Here is a 19672-nt window from a genome sequence, read left to right on the forward strand (position 1 = left end):
AAAAAGTTTCCTGCCTAGGTATTGGTGTAAATTCTCAGCTGTTCTCTCTTTGTTGTATTCTTCATCTTTATAGGAGAGGTTCGCCATTTTTGTTAGTAACGGAAAAAACGGAGCGGCTACAACTCGGTATCACACCGAGTTGTAGCCGCTCCTTTAATGTTGTCATTCCTTATTTCAACAGTTTTTCCGCTTCAGCTACTACATTGTCCACGGTAAAACCGTACTCTTTCATGATTCTATCACCTGGTGCAGAAGCGCCGAACTGGTTGATGCCGAGCACTTTGCCGCCATCGCCCGCATAACGCTCCCAGCCGAATGGAGAACCCATTTCAACTGCAAGACGCGCTTTGACCTCAGGAGGCAGAACCTCATCACGATACTCCTTGGTTTGGCTCTCGAACAGATTCCAGCTAGGCATGGAGACGACGCGCGCCTCGATTCCTTTTGCAAGCAGCGCTTCACGAGCCTGCATCACCAACGAAACCTCCGAACCGGTTGCAATCAGGATCAGCTGAGGCTTGCCGCTTGGCGCATCTGCCAGGACGTAAGCGCCCTTGCTCACACCTTCAGCCGCTTTCTCGATGCTTTCTGCATGCACAGGCAGGTTTTGGCGAGTCAAAACCAGAACGACAGGCTCATCGGTACGGGAAATGGCGTATTTCCAAGCCTCGTTGGTCTCTGCCGCGTCAGCCGGACGCAGAATGGTCAGACCTGGCATGGCACGCAGGGATGCCAGCTGTTCGATCGGCTCATGAGTAGGTCCATCTTCCCCTACCGCAATGGAGTCATGCGTAAACACGTAAACGACTGGCTGTTTCATCAGAGCGGAGAGACGGATTGCAGGACGCAGGTAGTCGGAGAAGACGAAGAACGTTCCGCCGTATACTTTTACTCCACCGTGCAGGGCCATACCGTTCAATGCAGCACCCATCGCGAATTCACGTACACCAAACCAAATGTTGCGTCCTTCAAAGCTGCCAGGCAGGAAATTGCCGCCTTCTTTAATCAGCGTGTTGTTGGAGCTTGCCAGGTCAGCAGAACCACCCAGGAAGAACGGAACTGTTTTTGCCAGTGCGTTGATCGCGTTTCCGGAAGCTGCCCGTGTCGCCAGCTTCGCTCCTGCTTCGTACGCAGGCAGTTGCTGATCCCAACCAGCAGGCAGCTTGCCGTCTACTGCCATTTGGAACTGCTCTGCCAGCTCTGGATAAGCCTTTGCGTAGTCAGCAAACAGTTCTGCCCATGCCGCTTCCGCCTTTTTACCAGCTTCAGCCAAATCGCTGTAGAAAGAAGCTACATCTTCTGGCACATGGAAATCCGTATCATGGTTCCATTCATAGTTCTGTTTGGCCAGCTTTGCTTCGTCCTTGCCCAAAGGAGAGCCGTGGGAAGCACTGGAGCCTGCTTTGTTCGGACTTCCGAAGCCAATGATGGTCTTTACCTCAATCAGGGTTGGACGATCCAAATCCTGTTTCGCTTCAGCGATTGCCGCTTCGATTGCACCCAGATCATTGCCATCCTCGACACGCAGGTACTGCCAGCCATAAGCCTCGTAGCGCCCGGCCACATTTTCCGAGAAGGAACGAGACAGCTCTCCATCCAGCGAAATATCATTGGAATCGTACAGGACAACCAGCTTGCCCAGCTTCAGATGTGCCGCCAGGGAAGAAGCTTCGCTGGCCACACCTTCCATCAAATCGCCATCGCCGCAAATCACGTAGGTATAGTGGTTGACGAGGTCAAACTTGTCCCGGTTGTAGGTGGCAGCCAGATGCTTTTCAGCCATTGCCATCCCGACAGCCATTGCAATCCCTTGACCCAAAGGACCTGTCGTCGCATCTACGCCTGCTGTATGACCGAACTCCGGATGCCCCGGTGTTTTGCTTCCCCATTGACGGAAGTTATGGAGGTCTTCCAGTGAAACATCATATTTCATCAGGTGCAACATCGAGTATAATAGCATAGAGCCATGTCCAGCCGAGAGCACGAAGCGGTCACGGTCGAACCAACTCGGATTGCTTGGATTTACTTTCATAAAGCGGCTCCACAAGACATGCGCCATAGGAGCAGCGCCCATCGGCATTCCCGGATGACCGGAGTTTGCCTTTTCGATGGCGTCAATGGCCAGCGTGCGGATTGTATTAATGGAAAGCTGATCAACAGTTGATTGCTGAGTCATCTTACACGATCCTCCCTGTGTGTACTTGTAAAATTCGGGTAATAACATGACTGTCCAATTATAGCACAGTTGCTAGCTACAATCATGCAACGAAAAGAAAAAGGAGGGTAATCTCTTACATGTCTCCTACGCTTTCCTTAATCATCGGAATTGTTCTGGCTTTGGCCGGATTTGGCATGATGATTTTTGCATTCTCCAGCTCGCCCATGTTCAAAAAAAATCGGGTAAAGCTGCGAAAACAACGTACGGAACAAAATCAATCTCGACGTGAAGAAGCCTAGAGGAGCCTAAAGTATGGGGAAAAAATGGTTTACCATGCCTGTTGCCGTTCATCTTTTTCTCGTAAAGGGGACGGAGATTCTTTTGCTGCGCAGATACAACACCGGCTACGAAGACGGCAATTACAGTGTTCCCGCCGGACATATGGACGGTGGAGAAGAAGTCAAGCACGCCGCCATTCGCGAAGCGCGTGAAGAGTGCGGAATCGTGGTCCGAGAAGAAGACCTGCAAATCGTTGGGGTCATGCATCGGCACTCATCTGACGAGCGAATTGACTTTTTTCTCGCTGCATCGTCCTGGTCGGGTGAAATCGTCAACACCGAGCCTGACAAGTGCGACGAGCTCATCTGGGTGGACATGCAGAAATTGCCTGCGAATATGATTCCCTATATTCGTCAAGCTATTAGCAACTATCAACAGGGAACCTGGTTTGACAGCTTTGGCTGGAAGGAATAAATAAAGACACCCCAAACAGCCGTAGCGACTTCTGCGGCTGTTTGGGGTGTTCTTCGTATTATTCTATGCTTTAACGCTGTAAGCGTCTTCTGTTTTTGACTGCCGCAAGAGCCTCCATAAACTCTTCCTTATCAATGACATTCAGCTCGTAAAGCTCACGAATTTCATCCTCGAGCAGCAGCAAATCCCCCTCGGGATCACCCGTGTACACATGCAAACGGAATCGCTGCAGAAACGCATTTAAATCGAAGTCGTTCGGGCCAGTTTTCATTCGGATCCCTCCAGATCGATTTCCATCCTCGCGAGGACGGCATCGTAGTCAAACTCGACGGCAAAGCCGGTAATTACGACGATCTTCGCATGTGGATACGTTTCTTGCCAAGCTTTTTCCTCATCCGGTCGTAATCCGACGATGTACAAAGGATCAGCAGATAACAGTGGGTCTTCCATGCATTGTCGTATAAACGCATGGCATCTGTCCTGTTCCTGCGCAGCATTCAGGACTAGCACCGCCCTTTTCACTTCTCCTGATTTCCGTTGCTCTGCCAGCATCTCAAATGTCTTGGCCGTCGGCACCACCGCATTCACTTCAGGGAAACGGTCGAGCATCTCATCCAGCCAATCATCCTCATGCCAGGCTAGGTAGTACATCATCGCAGTAGACATGGTTCCAAACTCCTCATGAAAAGATACTAGAAATGAAAAAATCGCTTCGACTTTCTCGTACATTATAGCACGTACTGGTGCACATGCCCATTGTGTAGCTTGACTTCGCTGAATCCTTCACGTAAGGTAAAAAAAGCTAACAATTGAAGGGTTTAATGAAGAACGAAATCAAAAAAATGATAATGAAGCCTTCTACATACAAAGAGGGCTTACGTTGAAACGTAAGTACAAGATATATTGTGGAAAGAGGTATTTTCTGTGAATAAGAAGCACCTTGCCCTCCTGTTCTTGATTGCATTTCTCACCATGTTGGGCTTTGGCATTATTATCCCCATTATGCCGTTTTTTGCGGAAAAGCTTGGGGCATCCTCCTTTGATCTCGGCATTCTTTTCGCAAGCTTCAACATCATGCAGTTTATTTTTGCGCCGATTTGGGGTTCCCTTTCAGACCGAATTGGGCGCAAGCCACTCGTTTCATTCGGCCTGTTAGGCTTTGCCATCACGTTTATCCTGTTTGGTTTGGCAGAGAGTTATACAGAGATGCTCATCTATCGCATTCTCGGAGGCATCGTTTCCGCTGCATCCCTTCCGACCGTCCATGCCATGGTTGCTGATCTGTTTCCGCCCAAGGAACGCGCCAAGGGAATGGGGATCGTCGGCGCAGGGATTGGCTTGAGCTTTGTATTTGGTCCGGTAATCGGCGGATTGTTGAGTGGTTACGGCGTAGCGGTTCCGTTCTTTGTCTCGGGCGGAGTTGCGTTGCTCACGTTTTTTGTTATTTTGTTTGCCTTGCCCGAGAGCTTGCCCAAGGAAAAACGGAGCCATGCCCAAAAAAGGTCGGCCCCAAATCCGTTTAACGCACTTTTTGGCCCTCTCGCCTTGCTGTACACCATTTTATTTGTCGTCTCGTTTGCCTTTTCCGGTTTGGAGACAACCTTCGCGTTGTACATCAGCGATTTGTACGGCTTTAATTCCCGTGATCTCGGCTACATGTTTCTCATCATGGGAATCATTGCTGCCTTTGTACAAGGCGGCATGATTGGCAAGATGGTCAATCGTTGGGGTGAAGGCAAAGTGCTGTTCATCGGCATGTGCCTTTACGGAATCGGCTTTTTCACGATTCCCGTTTCCGGCAACTTCTGGGCATTTTCGCTCATTCTCGCGTTGTTTGGGGCTGGACAAGGCATGATCCGGGCTACTGCCAATGCAATGATCACACAGCGCACCACGCTTGGCCAAGGGGTCACCACCGGTGCGATCAGTTCAATGGACAGCTTGGGACGCATTCTGGGCCCGTTGGCTGGAGGCGCAGTCTACCAGTTCACGGCGAGCGGTCCGTTCATCCTGGGTGGTGTTCTGATGGTAATTGTGCTGTTCTGGTTCCACAGTCGCCATCAACGATTGCCCGAGCCTAGTGTGGAAGCCTAGTTTTGGAACATTCTTCACCGCTTGCAAGTCAGCTATCTCGCTCAGGGATAGCTGATTTTTTTGAACACGAGCTACTCGAACAACATTCCCTTGCCCGCCTTGTTCCTGCTTGGTAAAATGACCAAAATAACGGGAGGAGTGCGAAGGATGATTCGATATCCAGTCACCTTCAGCATTCCTCACAGCTTTATCAGAAGGAGTGGAACTTTGCGAATCCATCGCCTTGTGTCTTTCACTTGACCGAACCTACTTTGTGGAAAACGGTCACCCAAACCGAGGTACATATGCAGGGGCGACTGCTCGGTGGCTGCATCGATGTCATCCGTCATCTGGTCGGCACACCGTATGGGGATTTGAAGCATTTTCAAAAGCATTTTCTCCGAGACGAACCCATCCTCTGGTATTTCGAGAATTGTGAGCTGAAAACGGCCGATCTGCGCCGATCGCTCGTGCAGTTGAAATTGGCTGGCTGGTTTGATCACTGTTCGGGTATATTGTTCGGGCGTAGTCCCGCCAATCAGCCTGTTCAGGATTACACCGCGGAAGATGTGTACCATGATCTTTCCGCAGAGCTCCACATTCCGATCGTTTACGATATCGATTGTGGCCATGTCCCGCCGCAAGTGACCTTGATTAATGGCGCCTTTGCTGAAGTAACCGTGAAGGAAAACAAAGGAACGATTCGGCAAACCTTTCTCCCGTAGGAAAACGAGTATTCATAGGTAAAAAGGCTAGAAAAGCAGATTTCTGCTTCTCTAGCCTTGGTTTATTGAAGATAAAATAATCTAATTCATTTCTACATATTTCAAATCACCGTTGCCCAATGAATCCATGTAGATGCCTTGTTTCACGTTTTCGCCCTGCAGCCAGCTGTCTGTATAGAAATAGATGGGAGCTACAGGCATTTCATCCATCAATATTTGCTCTGCCTGGCCAAACAGCTGCATTCTTTTCGCAGGATCCAGCTCTTTGCTTGCTTGCTCCAGTAGCTCGTTGTATTTCGGGCTCATCCAGTTTGTACTGTTGTTTCCTTTTTTCTCACGGAAAATATCCAGGAAGTTGACGGGGTCGTTAAAATCACCCTGCCACCCTCTGCGGGAAACTTGATAATTGGTCTCGTCTACCGTGTCCAGGAATACCTTAAACTCCAAATTGGATATTTTGACATCAGCGCCGAGTGTCTGTTTCCACTGGTCCTGAATAGCTTCAGCGATCTTTTTATGTCCATCGCTGGTATTAAAAATCACCTCGATCGGCGGCAGCTTGCTAATCCCCAGCTCCTTCATGCCTTCTTCAAGCAACTGTTTGGCAAGAGCCGTGTCATGATCCTTGAAGTATCCATTCGGATTTACTGCCATCGTTGGTGGCAGGAAGCCTAGCGCAGGTACCTGTCCGGTCTGCATGATATTTTCTACGATCTGTTGACGATCAATCGCGTAGCTGAACGCCTTCCGGATTTTCACATTGTTGAATGGCGGCTTCTCAATGTTGAAGCCGTAATAGTACGTGGATGCTGTCGGTTTGGTAATCATCTTCCCGGAGTCCTTTAATGCCGGTATGGCATCGGTTGGCAAGCTGATTGTCGGAGCGCCTGCCCAATCCAGCTCCCCATTTTCAAACATCGACAAGGCCGTATTGTTATCTTCGATCATCGCTACTTCGATACGATCTACCTTGACGTTCTCTTTATCCCAATAATGGTCGTTTTTCAGGTATGTGATGGAGTTTTTATGTTCCCATTTCGCTAATGTGTAAGGTCCGTTTCCTACATGAGTGTCAGCTTCCATGGCCCAGTTGGGATTGGCCTCCGCCACCTTCTTATTGACCGGGAAATAGGTGGAAAACGCGGTCAGCTCCAAGAAAAACGGTGTCGGGTTAATTAATTGGACTTCGAGCGTTTTATCGTCTATTGCTTTTACGCCGACATCCTCAGGCGTTGCTTTCCCTGTATTGTAGGCTTCTGCGTTTTTAATATGGAACAGCTGATACGCATAGCTGGAAGCAAATTTTGGGTCCAGCGCGCGTTTCCATGCATATTCAAAATCTTGTGCCGTGACGGGGTCGCCATTGCTCCATTTGGAATCCCTCAGATGGAAAGTATACGTCAAGCCATCTTCAGAAATATCGATTTTTTCGGCAACCGCATTGTGAATTTTTTCGTCTGTGCCTTTTCTCGTCAAGCCATCAAAGAGAGTAGAGACTACCATGCTAGAAGTCGTATCATCTGACAAGCCTGGGTCAGCCGTAGATGGCTCAGACCCGATGTTGATGCGAAACACCTTCTCTCCTTTGGTTTCCGAGGAAGCAGGAGCGGTCGAGCTGGATGGGCTGGTCGTAGTCGCAGGATCCGCAGAGGTAGGTGCATTTCCAGAACAAGCTGTTAACACACTGGCCATCAGCACAACGGAACTGGTTAATACTGGTAATTTTCTAATCAATCGAATTCCCCCTTTTTTCCAGTTGCCATTACTATAACGCACCGAAATAGGAGGCTTGAAGGGTTCTGGTATAGATTTTATTTCAATTTATTTAAATTTTGTTTCTATTCTGCTTTATTTAAAGTCCTAAAGAATGATTAACAAAAATAACCATCCGTACCCTAATCTCCTATTCACTCTCCTGCATGTCGATCCACGCTAGGCTTAGCTCGTCAATCCTAACCTGCATGCGATCTACTTCCTGCTGCCATGCGAGGAGCTGCTGATAGCTTTCATGTCCTTGTTCGAGCCATTGCCTGCGCTCATCCCGTCCTGCTTCCAGTTGAGCAATCTCCCGCTCCAGTTCAGCCAGCTTATAGGGGTTCGCCTTTTTCACAGCTGGCTTTGTTTCTTGGACTACAGCGACCTCTTTTGGAGCTGGCACGCTAGCTTTGGCGAGCTCTCGCTGCTTGCGTTTATCTCGTGCCTCTTCATACGAACCAACATCGTGCAGGAGTTTGGCATCCTCCACCCAGTAGACGCCATCCACCATTTTTTGCAGGAAATAGCGGTCATGGGAGACAATGAACAGCGAGCCACGAAAATCTGCCAGGGCTTCCTCCAGTGTTTCACGGGCTTCGATGTCGAGATGGTTGGTCGGTTCGTCCAGAATCAACAGATTGATTTCCTGATGCATCATCTGAGCCAAACGCAAGCGCATTCGCTCACCACCGCTCAATTGTCCTAACCGCTTAAACACCTGCTCACCGTAAAACAGAAAACGAGCAAGAAGATGTCGCGCCTCTGCTTCTGTCACTGTGGCCACTTCTCGAAAAACTTCAATGACCCGTCGATTCTGATCGCCTTCCAGTGCCTGCTGAGAGAGATACCCCACTTTGACACTGCTGCCGATCGTCAAAGTCCCCTGATCAGGGGTCACATCGCCCAGGAGCATTTTGATCAAGGTGGATTTACCGCAGCCATTCGGGCCAAGCAGAGCTTTGCGCTCGCCGTATCGAAGCAAAAAGCTGGCGTCTACAAACAGCTCTTTTGCGCCAAATTTCTTGTGCACACCCGTTGCCACCAGCACGTCCTGACCACTGCGCTCCGTTTTTTGAAATTGCAGTCCCATCCGGTCTGCTTCCAGCCTCGGCTTGTCGATCCGTTCGATTCTCGCCAGGGCCTTTTCCATGCTTTTCGCGCGACGATGAAAAGCTTCATTCGGCGGATTCGAGCGGTTGCCCCATTCTTTTAGGCGCTTGATGGCTTCTTTCATTTTCTTGATTTGCTTCTGCTGCTCCTGGTAGGCAGCGAACTGGCGAAGCAGTCTTTCCTCCCTCTCCTTGACGAACGCACTGTAGTTGCCGATGTAAAACTCTGCTTCACCGCCGTCTACGTGATAAATCGACGTCACGACAGCATCGAGGAAGTAACGGTCGTGCGAGATAATCAGCACGGTTCCCGGATAGCTCTTCAGGAAGGTCTCCAACCATTCCATCGAGTCGACATCCAAGTGGTTGGTCGGCTCATCCAGCAGCAGAACGTCGCTTCGCTGGCATAACAGGCGCGCCAGGCCTGTTTTCGTCTTCTCTCCGCCGCTTAGCTGCGCAAAGGACGTATTCAAAAATTCGGGTGACATGCCCAGCCCCTCTGTTACCTGTGCCATACGGGTCTCCCACTGGTAACCGTCCAGCAGCTCAAATTCTTCCTGCAGCTTCTGGTAGCGCTGCATGAGTAGCTCCAGCTCTTTTTCCGAGTCGAAGGCAGCGCTCATCTGCTCTTCCAGCACGCGCATCTGCTTCTGGATCTTCCCGACTTCAGCGAATGCCTCCGCGATCACATCGCGCGCAGACCAGGCTGGATCGTATTGTGGCGTTTGCGGCAGATAGGCCCATACGCTGCCTTTTGCACGGTATAGCTCTCCTGCATCTGGCGCCTCCACTCCTGCCAGCACCTTACACAATGTCGTCTTGCCCGCGCCATTCGGTCCTACGATCCCTACGCGTTCACCTGCTTTTATTTCGAGGGTCACATCCTGCAGAACAGGATCTGCTCCGTATGATTTTTGCAATTGTTTGGTAGCCACGATAATCATGTTTGATTTCCTCCTAGAAATGGGGTTGCATCGGATCGGTATTTCCGGTAAAGAACGCAAAAAAGCTGCAGGCATCTACCCGCAGCATCATTCGTGATCCATTCGTTTTCGTCAAAGCACAAAAATCACGCTTTGCACGTCACGTAATCCTTGCTAGCTCGCACTAACAAGTTCTCCCCGATCGATGGTTGGTACGCCTCTGGTTTTCCGTTCAGTTGTTTGGTTAAAAAAGGGCAGACTGATCCCGTTGACAGTAAAATCATGTGTCATACTGGTAGTCTCTACCACAAACCAAGCGTGAACGGCTCCAACCACGTACCTACACCTCCCTTTCAAAAGAGAAAAAAAAGGAATATGTTTAGACTATACAGCAAGCGCAAAGGAATTTCAACAGAGAATGTTACTCCTGTTCCTTGGAAAAGAGCACCTTGTTCGTATCCGCATCGACGAAAACAACGGTCGTATAGGGAGGTAGCTCCGCTTTCGCCACGACATAGGGGTAAGTGATGACCTGCGGATACATTTTATCCGGATCAGGAGAAGTCAGTTTGACAGAGACGATGAGCTGCTCCCAGGTCCATTGCGTACCGGTTACCTTCAAGCCATAGCCTGGATTTGGCGACTCGCCACGTGCAATGACGAACAAATTTCCCTGCTGGTGAATGCCCTGGTTCATTTTGACCGATTCGACGAACTTCTGCTCTTCCGCTGTCAAGCTATCCGGTTCCAGCAAAGTCAAACCGCCCTCTTTGAGGACCGTTATGATCTCGATTTTCTTTTGCTGAGCGTTCCAAGAAATCTCATGTCCAGCCTGTTCAACAACCCATCTAAGGGGCAGATAGACTTCTTGATCCCGCAGCACGGCATGCTCTCCGTTTTCCTGCTTTTGACCGTTCACGGTGACCTGTTCCTGATCAAGCAGGAAGGTCAGCAAGCGGCTCTCCCCTATTTCCAGCGTGCCAGTATTTCCGTTCCGGTTCCATGTCGCTTGGAGGACCTTCGCTGCGTCTTGAGCGACAATGTACGTTTTTTCCTGTATAAGGATGGGTTCCTTAGTCAAATTTTTCAATTGTCCGTTCACCATTAAGGTCGCAGGGATAGGAGCATTCACTTGGAATGTAGCTTCAGCCGGTAATGTCATCGAAGAAAATCCGATCTGCAATCCCAGAACTATCGCTAAGACGGTCTTGCCCTTCATTAATGCCAACCTCCATTCATTCTGTTCATTCTTGCCGGTTCTACCCTGTAAGACTAGTGTTCGATTCAATTCGTTTCATATCCTCTAGCCTAGTAAGAAAACCTAAATAGCCGAATCCTTCTTATTAAAGGATTCGGCTATTTTGAACATCTTCATTAAGCTTTTTGATCATTTCAAACAGTTTGATTAATGTTGCAGCAGGCTTCCCATGTAGACGACAGCCGGGATGGTGAGCAGCGCAAGCAGGGTGGAGATTAATGTCGTCATCGCCCCCATCTCTTCATCGCCTGCATAACGCGCAAACAAGATCGAAGCCAATGTCAAGGTAGGCATCGCTACCTGAATCAAGGTGATGCTGGCAATCTCCGCATCAATCGGGTACACGGATAGCAAGAGCGCTGTCAGCAAAGGAAACAAAAACAGCTTGAAAATGATCGGAACACTGATCAACCGGATAGGTACAAGGCGTTTGGCCAGCAAAAAATGAGGCATCAGCATCCCGATATACAGCATCGCGAGAGGGGAAGCCAGCTTGGACAACGTCCTGAAAATTTGCTTGGCTGGCTCGGGGGGAACAAATCCGATCAAAGCGAAAGTAAGTCCACCAACAATCGCAAGCATCGGGATGTTGATCAAGGATTTTAATCCCCTCAGAGAGAAGGCCCCTCTTCCTTGCAGCATCATGACTCCGACCGTCCACAAGACGATATCAACACCCGCATCGAAAATAGCTGCCAAAAGAGCGCCTTTTGGACCAAATAATGCAGCGCAGAGCGGAATCCCGATAAATCCGGTATTTCCCAAGCCAGACAAAATAGCGATCTGTCTTCTTTTTTTCTCATCTACGGGCAGCGCACGAGCACCCAGCCAGCCCATAAAAATGCCGAAGCAATTCAGAAGAACAGAGATGAGGAATGTGATTATGATTTGCGTCCAGAGCTGGTCATCAATCAGGGTTTGAAAGATACCATCCAGGATGATGCATGGCAAAGCCACATTAACAATAATCGTGATGACGAGCTGTCTCGAATCATTCGTCAGCGGCTGTCTGAAGCCGATGAAGCCCCCAATACCGATGATGACAGCCATAATGAGGATCGATTGCAGCAACGTTTGGAATTCCACGTCCTATCCTCCGACCTATGGTTCCACAGGGAGCCACAACAGCTTGTCAGGCTCGCCTTTTTCACAGGACCGCAGCAAGTCTCCACAGATGGGTACCACCTGTTCGAGCGGCACGCACCAGTTAGCTGGAAATGCGATCTCCTCTCCCTCGATCACCAAATTCGACATCAGGGCCGATTGCTTGTCCGTTGCAAGAACAAAATGGCGTTCAGCGGGTTCATGCTCCTTCCATTGCACCAGAACCTTCCCGTGATTGCCGCCTGCAACCACAAGATCCACATGATCCCCATAAGCGGCATGAACCAGCGTGTGGGATATGCCATTGAGCTGCGCAATGCCTTTTAACACCTCATGCCAGGCTACATGTTTTTGTTCTTCACCCGTTCCATCCATATAGACACGCCAATCGTTTAACATGTTCGATGACTCCTTTATCTTCTACTGTTCCATTACTTGTGTTGATGGAGAGAATCGTTTCCTTCATACCGTACCCATTGTACGCTTCTTTCCCAAGTTGCTCAACTGTCAAAACCAATCCCCTCTTCAGGCGTATACATACCCTTGCTGTCATACGCGTACACTATAAAAAAAGTGGAAGGAATATTAAAACCAAGTAAATTAATCAGATTTAGCGCTTTTGTTATTGACAAATGGTATAGCGAACCATAACATATATTCATAAAATCAGATCAAGTTAAAGGGGTTTTATTCATGAAGAAGGCTGTTTTCTCACTGTTATTTGCAAGTTTGCTCATCGGAATTACGGGCTGCGGCACTTCGGGCTCCGGTTCCACTGCCCCACAAACTCCGGCTGCTCCTAGTCCTGCTCCAGCAGAAGGAACACAAGAGCAATCCTTGCTGGACAAAGTAAAAGCGGAAGGCAAACTGGTGATCGGTACAGAGGGAACCTACGCTCCATTTACATTCCATGACCAGTCCGGTAAACTGACTGGCTACGATATTGAGGTAGTGACAGAGGTGGCGAAACGGATTGGCGTCGAACCTGTTTTCCAGGAGACACCGTGGGATGCGATTTTTGCAGGTCTGGATTCTAAACGATTTGACGTCGTGGCCAATCAGGTAGGCATTCGTCCTGATCGCCAGGAAAAATATGATTTTTCCAATCCGTACACCGTATCTACGGCTGTTCTGGTGACTCACAAGGATAACACTACTGTGAAAGACTTTGCAGACATCAAAGGACTGAAAGCCGCACAAACCCTGACTAGCAACCTGACCGATATCGCGAGAAACAATGGTGCAGAAATTGTTGGCGTAGAAGGCTTCAACCAGGCTATCGACCTGCTCGTCTCCAAGCGTGTCGATGTGACGATCAACGACGGTCTGTCCTTGCTTGATTTCCTGAAGCAAAAACCAGATACGCCGATCAAAATTATCGCAAAAGATCCGAACGTAGCGAAAAACGGCTTCCTTTTCCGCAAAGGCAGCACAGATCTGGTCGATGCCTTCAACAAGGCTTTGGACGAGATGAGCAACGATGGTACCCTGAAACAAATCTCCGAGAAATGGTTTAATGAAGATGTTTCCAAATGATTGGTTTGATAACCCAGAACGATTGAACCGATTGATTGATATTGCGCAAAGCTCCTTTCTCCCTCTGGTGAAAGGAGCCTTGCTCTATTCTCTCACCTTGGCCATCATTTCCTTTTTTATCGGCCTGATACTCGCGATCCTGACCGCTCTCGCCCGGATTTCCGGGATTCGTCCGCTTGTAGCGCTCGCTCGCATCTACGTTTCGATCATTCGCGGTACCCCATTGCTCGTGCAGCTGTTCATCATTTTTTACGGCTTGCCCAGCATCGGTGTGATGATCGACCCGATTCCCTCCGCCATCATCGGCTTTTCCTTGAGTGTGGGAGCTTATTCCTCCGAGGTGGTTCGGGCTGCGATCCTGTCTATCCCAAAAGGACAGTGGGAAGCTGCCTATTCGATCGGGATGACGTACTGGCAGGCATTGAAACGGGTGATTCTCCCCCAAGCGGCTCGGGTCAGTATCCCGCCTTTGTCCAACTCCTTTATCAGCTTGGTGAAGGATACCTCGCTGGCTGCTGCCATTCTCGTCCCCGAGATGTTTCGCAAGGCGCAAGAGCTGGTCGCATCCACCTATGAGCCACTGCTCCTGTACGTCGAAGCAGCTTTTATCTACTGGATGATCTGCTTTGTGCTCTCCATCTTGCAGGACCGCATCGAAAACAGACTGGATCGTTATGTCTAAAAAGCAGGTGAATAGTTACGATGATTCTCGTCCGAGATTTATATAAGCAGTTTCACTCCTTGCAGGTCTTAAAAAGCCTCTCTCTTTCTGTCCCCAAAGGGAAGGTCGTGGTGATCATCGGCCCTTCCGGTTCAGGGAAGACTACGCTGCTGCGATGTCTTAATGCTCTAGAGCAACCCAACAGCGGTACGGTCCAGATCGGGGAAGTAAAGCTCGACTTCGCTCAAAAAGTCGATCGTGCCCGCATTCAACAGTTGCGCCGACAGACGGGGATGGTCTTCCAAAGCTACAACCTCTTTCCACACATGACAGCTCTGCAAAACGTCATGGAAGGCCCGGTGACTGTGAAAAAAGTGGAGCCACAAAAAGCGCGGGCAAAGGCTTCGGCTGTACTGGCAAAAGTAGGGCTGGCTGATAAGGAGGCGCATTACCCCGCTCAATTGTCTGGCGGTCAGCAACAGCGTGTAGGCATAGCCCGTGCCTTAGCGATGGACCCCCAAGTGATGCTGTTCGACGAGCCTACCTCTGCTCTCGATCCGGAGCTGGTCGGTGAAGTATTGAAAGTGATGAAGGAGCTGGCGCAGGAAGGAATGACGATGGTCGTGGTCACCCATGAAATGAGCTTTGCCAAGGAAGTGGCGGACGAAGTGATTTTTATGGATCAGGGGGTCATCGTGGAGCAGGGAACGCCTGAGCAGTTGTTCCGCAACCCTCGTGAAGAACGTACACGTCAGTTTTTACAGCACCTGCAAGCGAAGGATGCCTGAATGTGAAAAGCCCCTCTGTCCATGTATCATCGAACAGAGGGGCTTCTCTCAATCAAGACGATTCTCAATCATCGCAGAAGCACAGCACCAGCAAAATAATAATGATAATCCACCAAAAACCTCCGTCAAAGCCAAAACCACGCCCCATTCGACTCTCTCCTTTCAGTCATGATTGGAAGGCGCTGCCTTATACGGAAAAGCAGCGTTTCACTTATCAATCTATGAACAGGGGGTCCCGTCCGCGTGGATGCCTGTCTATACAAAAGCCTAAATCTCTAAAAACGGGTGATTGCCGGATCACATTGGCGATAAATTAACAATGACTTCAAACTAGCTATACGCCTGCTTAACATCCAATCTTTAGTATAAAAGATGTCAGCTAAACGATGGACATGACGTCCCCGTTTTTCCGCCCGTTTCGCCCCCTATTGCGGGCGGATTTTTTCCACCAAAAGAGGATGCACCACAAGTTGATTCACCACTTGTGAGCATCCTCTTATCCTTCTTCTACTTATTCGAACCGCGAGAATTTTTGTTCAGCTGGTGTTCGGGGCGCTGCTTGCGGTGCTTCTGCACGATCAAAAAATCCGAGGTGCAGGAACCCGACGATCTTTTCTCCTGGCTGGACGCCAAGAATTTGGCGGGCCTTCGGATCCAGGTTGTGCGGGTTGGTTTTCCACACTACGCCGAGGTCCTTCTCCCAAGCGAGCAGCTGAAAATTTTGAATCAACGCACTGGTCGCGCAGAAGTCCTCTTCCCACTGTTTTTGTCGCGGGTCCTCGTTCATGATGACGATCAGAAAGGCGGAAGGCTCGCTAAACAGACCGCGACGCTTTTCCTGTTGATCTGCTGCGAACGCTGGCATCATGCGTTCGATAAAATCAGCCTTTTTTTCACTGGAGACGAATAAAAATCTCCATGGCTCTCTTAATCCGTGATTGGGTGCGTACACCGCATCGTTGAGCAGCTCAAGAACCAGCTCTTCAGGAACCGGGTCAGGCTTGTATCCTTTTTTTATGGAGCGTCGTTCTCGAATAATGGAAGCAATCGACACATCATTCACCTCTTATGTAAAAGTAGTCGCAGACCGTTTGTTTTGATAATGGTTATCATTTTCATATATTATCCTTTACCTGCTAGAAAATCAAGTAAAACATGCATAGACAAAAACCCGGACTTTTTGCCCGGGTTGATTTATATCTAATGTGTTAGTCCATCATCTGTACCAGTTTTCGAGAGACGAGCAACAGGATGGCTCCCATCACAATGGAAATTGCACCGATCAGGCTGAATACCTCAAAGTAACCCAATGACTGCGTAAAAGCGGCCAATTTCCCACCCAGAATATTGGCAACGCCCGTGCTCGCCAGCCATACCCCCATCAGCAAGGAAGCGAGCTTGATCGGGGCTAGCTTGCTTACCATCGAAAGCCCGACTGGTGAGAGAAACAACTCTCCTAGTGTGTGCATGAAATAGGTAAGGACAATGAACAGGATATTCGATTTCACCACCACATTCTGTTCGTCACTTCCCGTTTGCAGGACAGCCAGTATCAAAATCATGTAGCCGATTCCCAGCATGATCATGCCGATCCCCATTTTGGTGGGAATACTCAGATCTCCTTTTTTCGAGGCAGCCAGCTTGATCCATACCGAAGACAAGATTGGCGCAAAAATGACGATAAACATCGGATTGAGTGACTGAAACCAAGCTGTAGGCACTTCCCAGCCGAATACATGCTTGTCCACAAATATATCCGTATAGAGCGTCAAGGAGCTGCCCGCCTGTTCAAAGCCAGCCCAAAAAAAAACGACAAAGCAGGTGATGATAATGATGACGGCCGTACGTTGTTTCTCCTTCTTTGTCAGCGGTGCATGTGCTGCTGCTGCTTCTTGCGGATCTGGTGATTTGCCGACAGGTCTTTTACCAATGTCCCCCAGGTATCGATCTCCCAATGAATTAAACAGGATCTGGCCAATCACCATCCCGATGGACGCTGCGAGGAAGCCGTAGCGATAGCCGTAATGGACAACCCCTTCCACCGTCGTCTTAAAGATATCCTCTGCCAAGTAGCCGCAAACCAATGGTGCGATGAAAGCACCTACATTGATTCCCATATAAAAAATGGTGAACGCTGCATCCTTGCGCTGATCCTGATCCGAATACAGCTCACCGACCAGTGTCGAGATGTTTGGTTTGAAAAAGCCGTTTCCAATGATCAACAAACCAAGACCTGAATACAGCCCTACCAGGCTATGTTGGGCAAACAGCATGAAATTGCCTAACGCCATCGCTACTCCGCCGATCGTAATCGCCAGTCTTCTGCCGAGATAGCGGTCTGACAAATAACCGCCAGCAAGCGGCGTAAAATAGACAGCGCCCGTAAAAAATCCGTATAGGCTCATGGCTGCACTCTTTTCGAAGCCAAGCCCTCCGCTGACAAAGGCCGTCGTCAAATACAGCGTCAAGAGCGCTCTCATGCCATAATAGCTAAACCGCTCCCACATCTCTGTCAGGAACAGAAGGTACAGACCCGGTGGGTGTTTTTGTCTCCCCTGTTTGCTCAGGGTTGCATTCATCCCATCTCCCCCCTTTTTCATTCGGCTGGACCGATTGCACCTTACCCGATTTACTATTTGTCAGAACGCTCTTTTTATGCCTCATCCGGAACGCTCCCTTGGAAAAACAACATACGGACCTCTCATAGAGGTACCGTTTGTTGTCGTCCCTATTTAGCGTTAGACAAACCCCAATTCATCTGCCAGCACGAGAAACATGGCGTGCGACCAGAGCAGCGGTACAGCAGGTGGCCCTTCGCTTTCCAGCCAGCGATGATAGTCTTCTGGCGCAAGCAGGTGCTCCTGTACCTGCTCCGGCAAGCCCGCAGGCTGGTCTTTGGTCGCGATCCATACCAAGAGCTCCTCTGCCTCTTTGCGTCTGCCGACTTGAACGTAATACCAGCCCAGCCAAGCGGTTAAAAGCGGCCACTGCCCTCCTCCGTAATACGTGTCAGCAGCATAGCGGTGAACCCCGTTTCCAGTCAGAAGCTCCCGCTCAATTTGCGCCACAGTCCCAGCCAACAGGGGATCATCGATACAAACCAAGCCAAAGGGCAAGCCAATCCACAGCGAGCTTGCATCTACTGCGGGATTTCCCAGCGATTTTACAAAGCGATTACCCAGCACGCCTTTTTCCCGAACAAACTGCCGGATTTCAGCTGCCAAGCTGGCGCATTCATCGGCACGCTGGGGAACATGTGGCTCCATTGCCTTGATTCCCGCATACAATGCAGCGAGTGTTGCCGGATGCAGCTTGTCTCCCGCTTCCTCCCAGCAGTCGAAGTTGGGCAAGCGCCAGCACGCCGCCAAATAATCCAGCGTCAGCTCGATTGAGGGTGCGAAGGCTTGAATCCATTCTCGCTCGCCGCTCATGCGGACATGCTCGGCAAGTCCCCACAGCCAGGTACCGTAGCCATCCAGTTGGAAGCTGCCCCACTCGCCCGCTACCTCATCCCCCTCTACAGTGTAGCGGGTATGTAAAAACAAGTCGTTCCAGTGGACTTCTCCCTCATGCTGCCGTACATAGGCAATCGCATGATGCGCTTTACCAGCATGCTTTTGAATGACCCCATCACACCATTGGTAAAACCGGCGAGCGCTCTCATGCTGACTGACGCGGTTCATGGCATACGCTGTAAATGCCCCGTCACGCAGCCAGGCATAGCGATAGTTGGCAAACCCGGGAGAAGCCAGGTAGGCGCCAGTCTTGGACTGATTTTGCCTGATCAGCTGGATGCTCTTCGCAATGAGACTCTCCTTGGTCACGACCATCCCTCCTTCTGCTACCCTATGCTCGCGCGCTTGCAGATAGTAAAAGGAAAAACTCCACCGTCATAGGCGACAGGTGGAGTCTCATGTGTCATCTTCAATCTTTCTCTGTACTTTCCGAAAGGCTGAGATAGTGCTGAAGCTCTTCATAAAAGGCCGGATTGCATGCCATGACGCTGCTTTTCTGGTCGAACGGCAATGGAGTACCTGCCATCGAGGTCACACGCCCGCCTGCCTCTTCCACAATAATTCTTCCTGCCCCAAAGTCCCAAGCGTTCAGGGAAAGGCTGACATAGCCATCCAATCTCCCTGCCGCGACATACGCCATCTCCAGGGCTGCACTGCCCAAAAGTCGCATGCCGCGCACTTTGCCTGCCAGCTTTTTCACGATCAGATCAATGCCCATCTGCTCAGCCCGTTCATTCCAGAAGACACTGGTGCACAGCAAGGCCTCTTCTAGTCGAACATGCCGTTCCAAGCGCAGCAGTCGGTCGTTCAGAAATGCTCCTTCTCCTTTTACCGCATAGAACAACTCGTCGCGTGAAGGATCGTAAACCGCTCCGACCAAACCCTCACCTTTGTGATAAACGGCAATGGAGACGGAAAAATTGATTTGCTGATGGACGAAATTGGTCGTTCCGTCGATGGGGTCTATTACCCACAATGTATCGTACTGACCTGGATCTCCGACAAAGGTCCGTTCCTCCCCCAAAATTCCGTGATCCGGAAAGCGCTCGAGAATCAGGTTGATTACATGCTGCTCGACTTCTTTATCTACAGCCGTAACCAGGTCGGAGGCAGATGTCTTGTATTCTACGGTAAACGGCTCTCTCATACGTGCCAGACTCAATTGTCCCGCTGATCGGGCACAATGCAGAGCCAGCTCCTTTAACGCCGCCAGTGATGATGATTGCACACTTATCGCCACCCAAACATGACTTTGCCTCTAGTGTACCATACTTTACCTCCTGTTACACCCTGACTAGAGGCAGTAGGCTAGAA

General features: G+C 49.9%; 19 protein-coding genes and 1 pseudogene. 7 read left to right on the plus strand and 13 right to left on the minus strand.

Annotated features, from left to right (window positions below; genetic code table 11):
* Positions 1-169: 169 nt before the first annotated feature.
* Positions 170-2176: a transketolase gene (gene tkt / locus EDM52_RS09010; protein WP_122908670.1), complete on the minus strand. Its 2007-nt coding sequence runs from the start codon at positions 2174-2176 to the stop codon at positions 170-172.
* Between the two features lie 119 nt (positions 2177-2295).
* Here tkt and EDM52_RS24575 point away from each other — a divergent pair, with 119 nt between their 5' ends.
* On the plus strand, positions 2296-2457 hold the full coding sequence (locus tag EDM52_RS24575) for a hypothetical protein (RefSeq protein ID WP_183184934.1): 162 nt from the start codon (positions 2296-2298) through the stop codon (positions 2455-2457).
* 13 nt (positions 2458-2470) lie between these two features.
* Positions 2471-2911 (plus strand): NUDIX hydrolase, encoded by a 441-nt coding sequence (locus EDM52_RS09015; protein WP_122908671.1) that lies wholly within the window; start codon positions 2471-2473, stop codon positions 2909-2911.
* Positions 2912-2981: 70 nt separating this feature from the next.
* Here EDM52_RS09015 and EDM52_RS09020 read toward each other — a convergent pair whose 3' ends face one another.
* Complete coding sequence (locus EDM52_RS09020; RefSeq protein WP_122908672.1) at positions 2982-3182, minus strand: YqgQ family protein; 201 nt, start codon at positions 3180-3182, stop codon at positions 2982-2984.
* Positions 3179-3577 carry a hypothetical protein gene (locus EDM52_RS09025; RefSeq protein ID WP_122908673.1) on the minus strand — a complete coding sequence of 133 codons (399 nt, stop codon included), beginning with the start codon at positions 3575-3577 and terminating at the stop codon, positions 3179-3181. The genes EDM52_RS09020 and EDM52_RS09025 overlap by 4 nt, the downstream gene beginning before the upstream one ends.
* Positions 3578-3814: 237 nt before the next feature.
* On the opposite strand from EDM52_RS09025, the gene EDM52_RS09030 reads away from it, so the two are divergent.
* Both EDM52_RS09030 and EDM52_RS09035 read left to right on the plus strand, forming a co-directional pair.
* Positions 3815-5005 (plus strand): MFS transporter, encoded by a 1191-nt coding sequence (locus EDM52_RS09030; protein ID WP_338068294.1) that lies wholly within the window; start codon positions 3815-3817, stop codon positions 5003-5005.
* A gap of 161 nt (positions 5006-5166) precedes the next feature.
* Positions 5167-5709: pseudogene (locus EDM52_RS09035) on the plus strand (S66 peptidase family protein); the annotation flags it as partial.
* Between the two features lie 81 nt (positions 5710-5790).
* On the opposite strand, the gene EDM52_RS09040 reads toward EDM52_RS09035, so the two are convergent.
* The 6 genes from EDM52_RS09040 to EDM52_RS09060 all read right to left on the minus strand — a co-directional run bounded on the left by EDM52_RS09040 (position 5791) and on the right by EDM52_RS09060 (position 12257).
* Positions 5791-7443 (minus strand): peptide ABC transporter substrate-binding protein, encoded by a 1653-nt coding sequence (locus EDM52_RS09040; RefSeq protein WP_412850192.1) that lies wholly within the window; start codon positions 7441-7443, stop codon positions 5791-5793.
* 169 nt (positions 7444-7612) lie between these two features.
* Positions 7613-9517, minus strand: a complete 1905-nt coding sequence (abc-f, locus tag EDM52_RS09045) for a ribosomal protection-like ABC-F family protein (protein WP_122908676.1) — start codon at positions 9515-9517, stop codon at positions 7613-7615.
* A gap of 153 nt (positions 9518-9670) precedes the next feature.
* Entirely contained in the window at positions 9671-9832 is a 162-nt protein-coding gene (locus EDM52_RS24580; protein ID WP_183184936.1) for an RAxF-45 family protein, read from the minus strand.
* Positions 9833-9917: 85 nt separating this feature from the next.
* The gene (locus EDM52_RS09050; protein WP_122908677.1) at positions 9918-10715 is read right to left on the minus strand and encodes a stalk domain-containing protein; all 798 of its coding nucleotides are present in this window, start codon (positions 10713-10715) and stop codon (positions 9918-9920) included.
* A 186-nt stretch (positions 10716-10901) separates the two neighbouring features.
* Entirely contained in the window at positions 10902-11840 is a 939-nt protein-coding gene (locus EDM52_RS09055; protein ID WP_122908678.1) for an AEC family transporter, read from the minus strand.
* A gap of 15 nt (positions 11841-11855) precedes the next feature.
* On the minus strand, positions 11856-12257 hold the full coding sequence (locus EDM52_RS09060; RefSeq protein ID WP_122908679.1) for a hypothetical protein: 402 nt from the start codon (positions 12255-12257) through the stop codon (positions 11856-11858).
* A gap of 294 nt (positions 12258-12551) precedes the next feature.
* Between EDM52_RS09060 and EDM52_RS09065 the strand changes: the two genes are divergently transcribed.
* From EDM52_RS09065 to EDM52_RS09075, 3 genes are read left to right on the plus strand one after another with little or no spacing between them, the layout of a single operon-like run.
* Positions 12552-13394 (plus strand): amino acid ABC transporter substrate-binding protein, encoded by an 843-nt coding sequence (locus tag EDM52_RS09065; RefSeq protein WP_122908680.1) that lies wholly within the window; start codon positions 12552-12554, stop codon positions 13392-13394.
* Positions 13381-14076 carry an ABC transporter permease subunit gene (locus EDM52_RS09070; protein WP_415783049.1) on the plus strand — a complete coding sequence of 232 codons (696 nt, stop codon included), beginning with the start codon at positions 13381-13383 and terminating at the stop codon, positions 14074-14076. Before EDM52_RS09065 ends, EDM52_RS09070 begins: the two co-directional genes overlap by 14 nt.
* Positions 14077-14096: 20 nt before the next feature.
* Positions 14097-14843, plus strand: a complete 747-nt coding sequence (locus tag EDM52_RS09075; RefSeq protein WP_122908682.1) for an amino acid ABC transporter ATP-binding protein — start codon at positions 14097-14099, stop codon at positions 14841-14843.
* Positions 14844-15354: 511 nt separating this feature from the next.
* Here EDM52_RS09075 and EDM52_RS09080 read toward each other — a convergent pair.
* The 4 genes from EDM52_RS09080 to EDM52_RS09095 all read right to left on the minus strand — a co-directional run bounded on the left by EDM52_RS09080 (position 15355) and on the right by EDM52_RS09095 (position 19586).
* Positions 15355-15897 carry a nitroreductase family protein gene (locus EDM52_RS09080; protein WP_122908683.1) on the minus strand — a complete coding sequence of 181 codons (543 nt, stop codon included), beginning with the start codon at positions 15895-15897 and terminating at the stop codon, positions 15355-15357.
* Positions 15898-16051: 154 nt separating this feature from the next.
* Positions 16052-17422: a peptide MFS transporter gene (locus EDM52_RS09085; protein WP_122908684.1), complete on the minus strand. Its 1371-nt coding sequence runs from the start codon at positions 17420-17422 to the stop codon at positions 16052-16054.
* 159 nt (positions 17423-17581) lie between these two features.
* On the minus strand, positions 17582-18667 hold the full coding sequence (locus tag EDM52_RS09090) for a glycoside hydrolase family 15 protein (protein WP_245996739.1): 1086 nt from the start codon (positions 18665-18667) through the stop codon (positions 17582-17584).
* Between the two features lie 100 nt (positions 18668-18767).
* Positions 18768-19586 (minus strand): inositol monophosphatase family protein, encoded by an 819-nt coding sequence (locus EDM52_RS09095; protein WP_122908686.1) that lies wholly within the window; start codon positions 19584-19586, stop codon positions 18768-18770.
* Between the last annotated feature and the right edge of the window lie 86 nt (positions 19587-19672).

Source organism: Brevibacillus invocatus (assembly GCF_003710915.1).
Lineage (GTDB): Bacteria > Bacillota > Bacilli > Brevibacillales > Brevibacillaceae > Brevibacillus > Brevibacillus invocatus.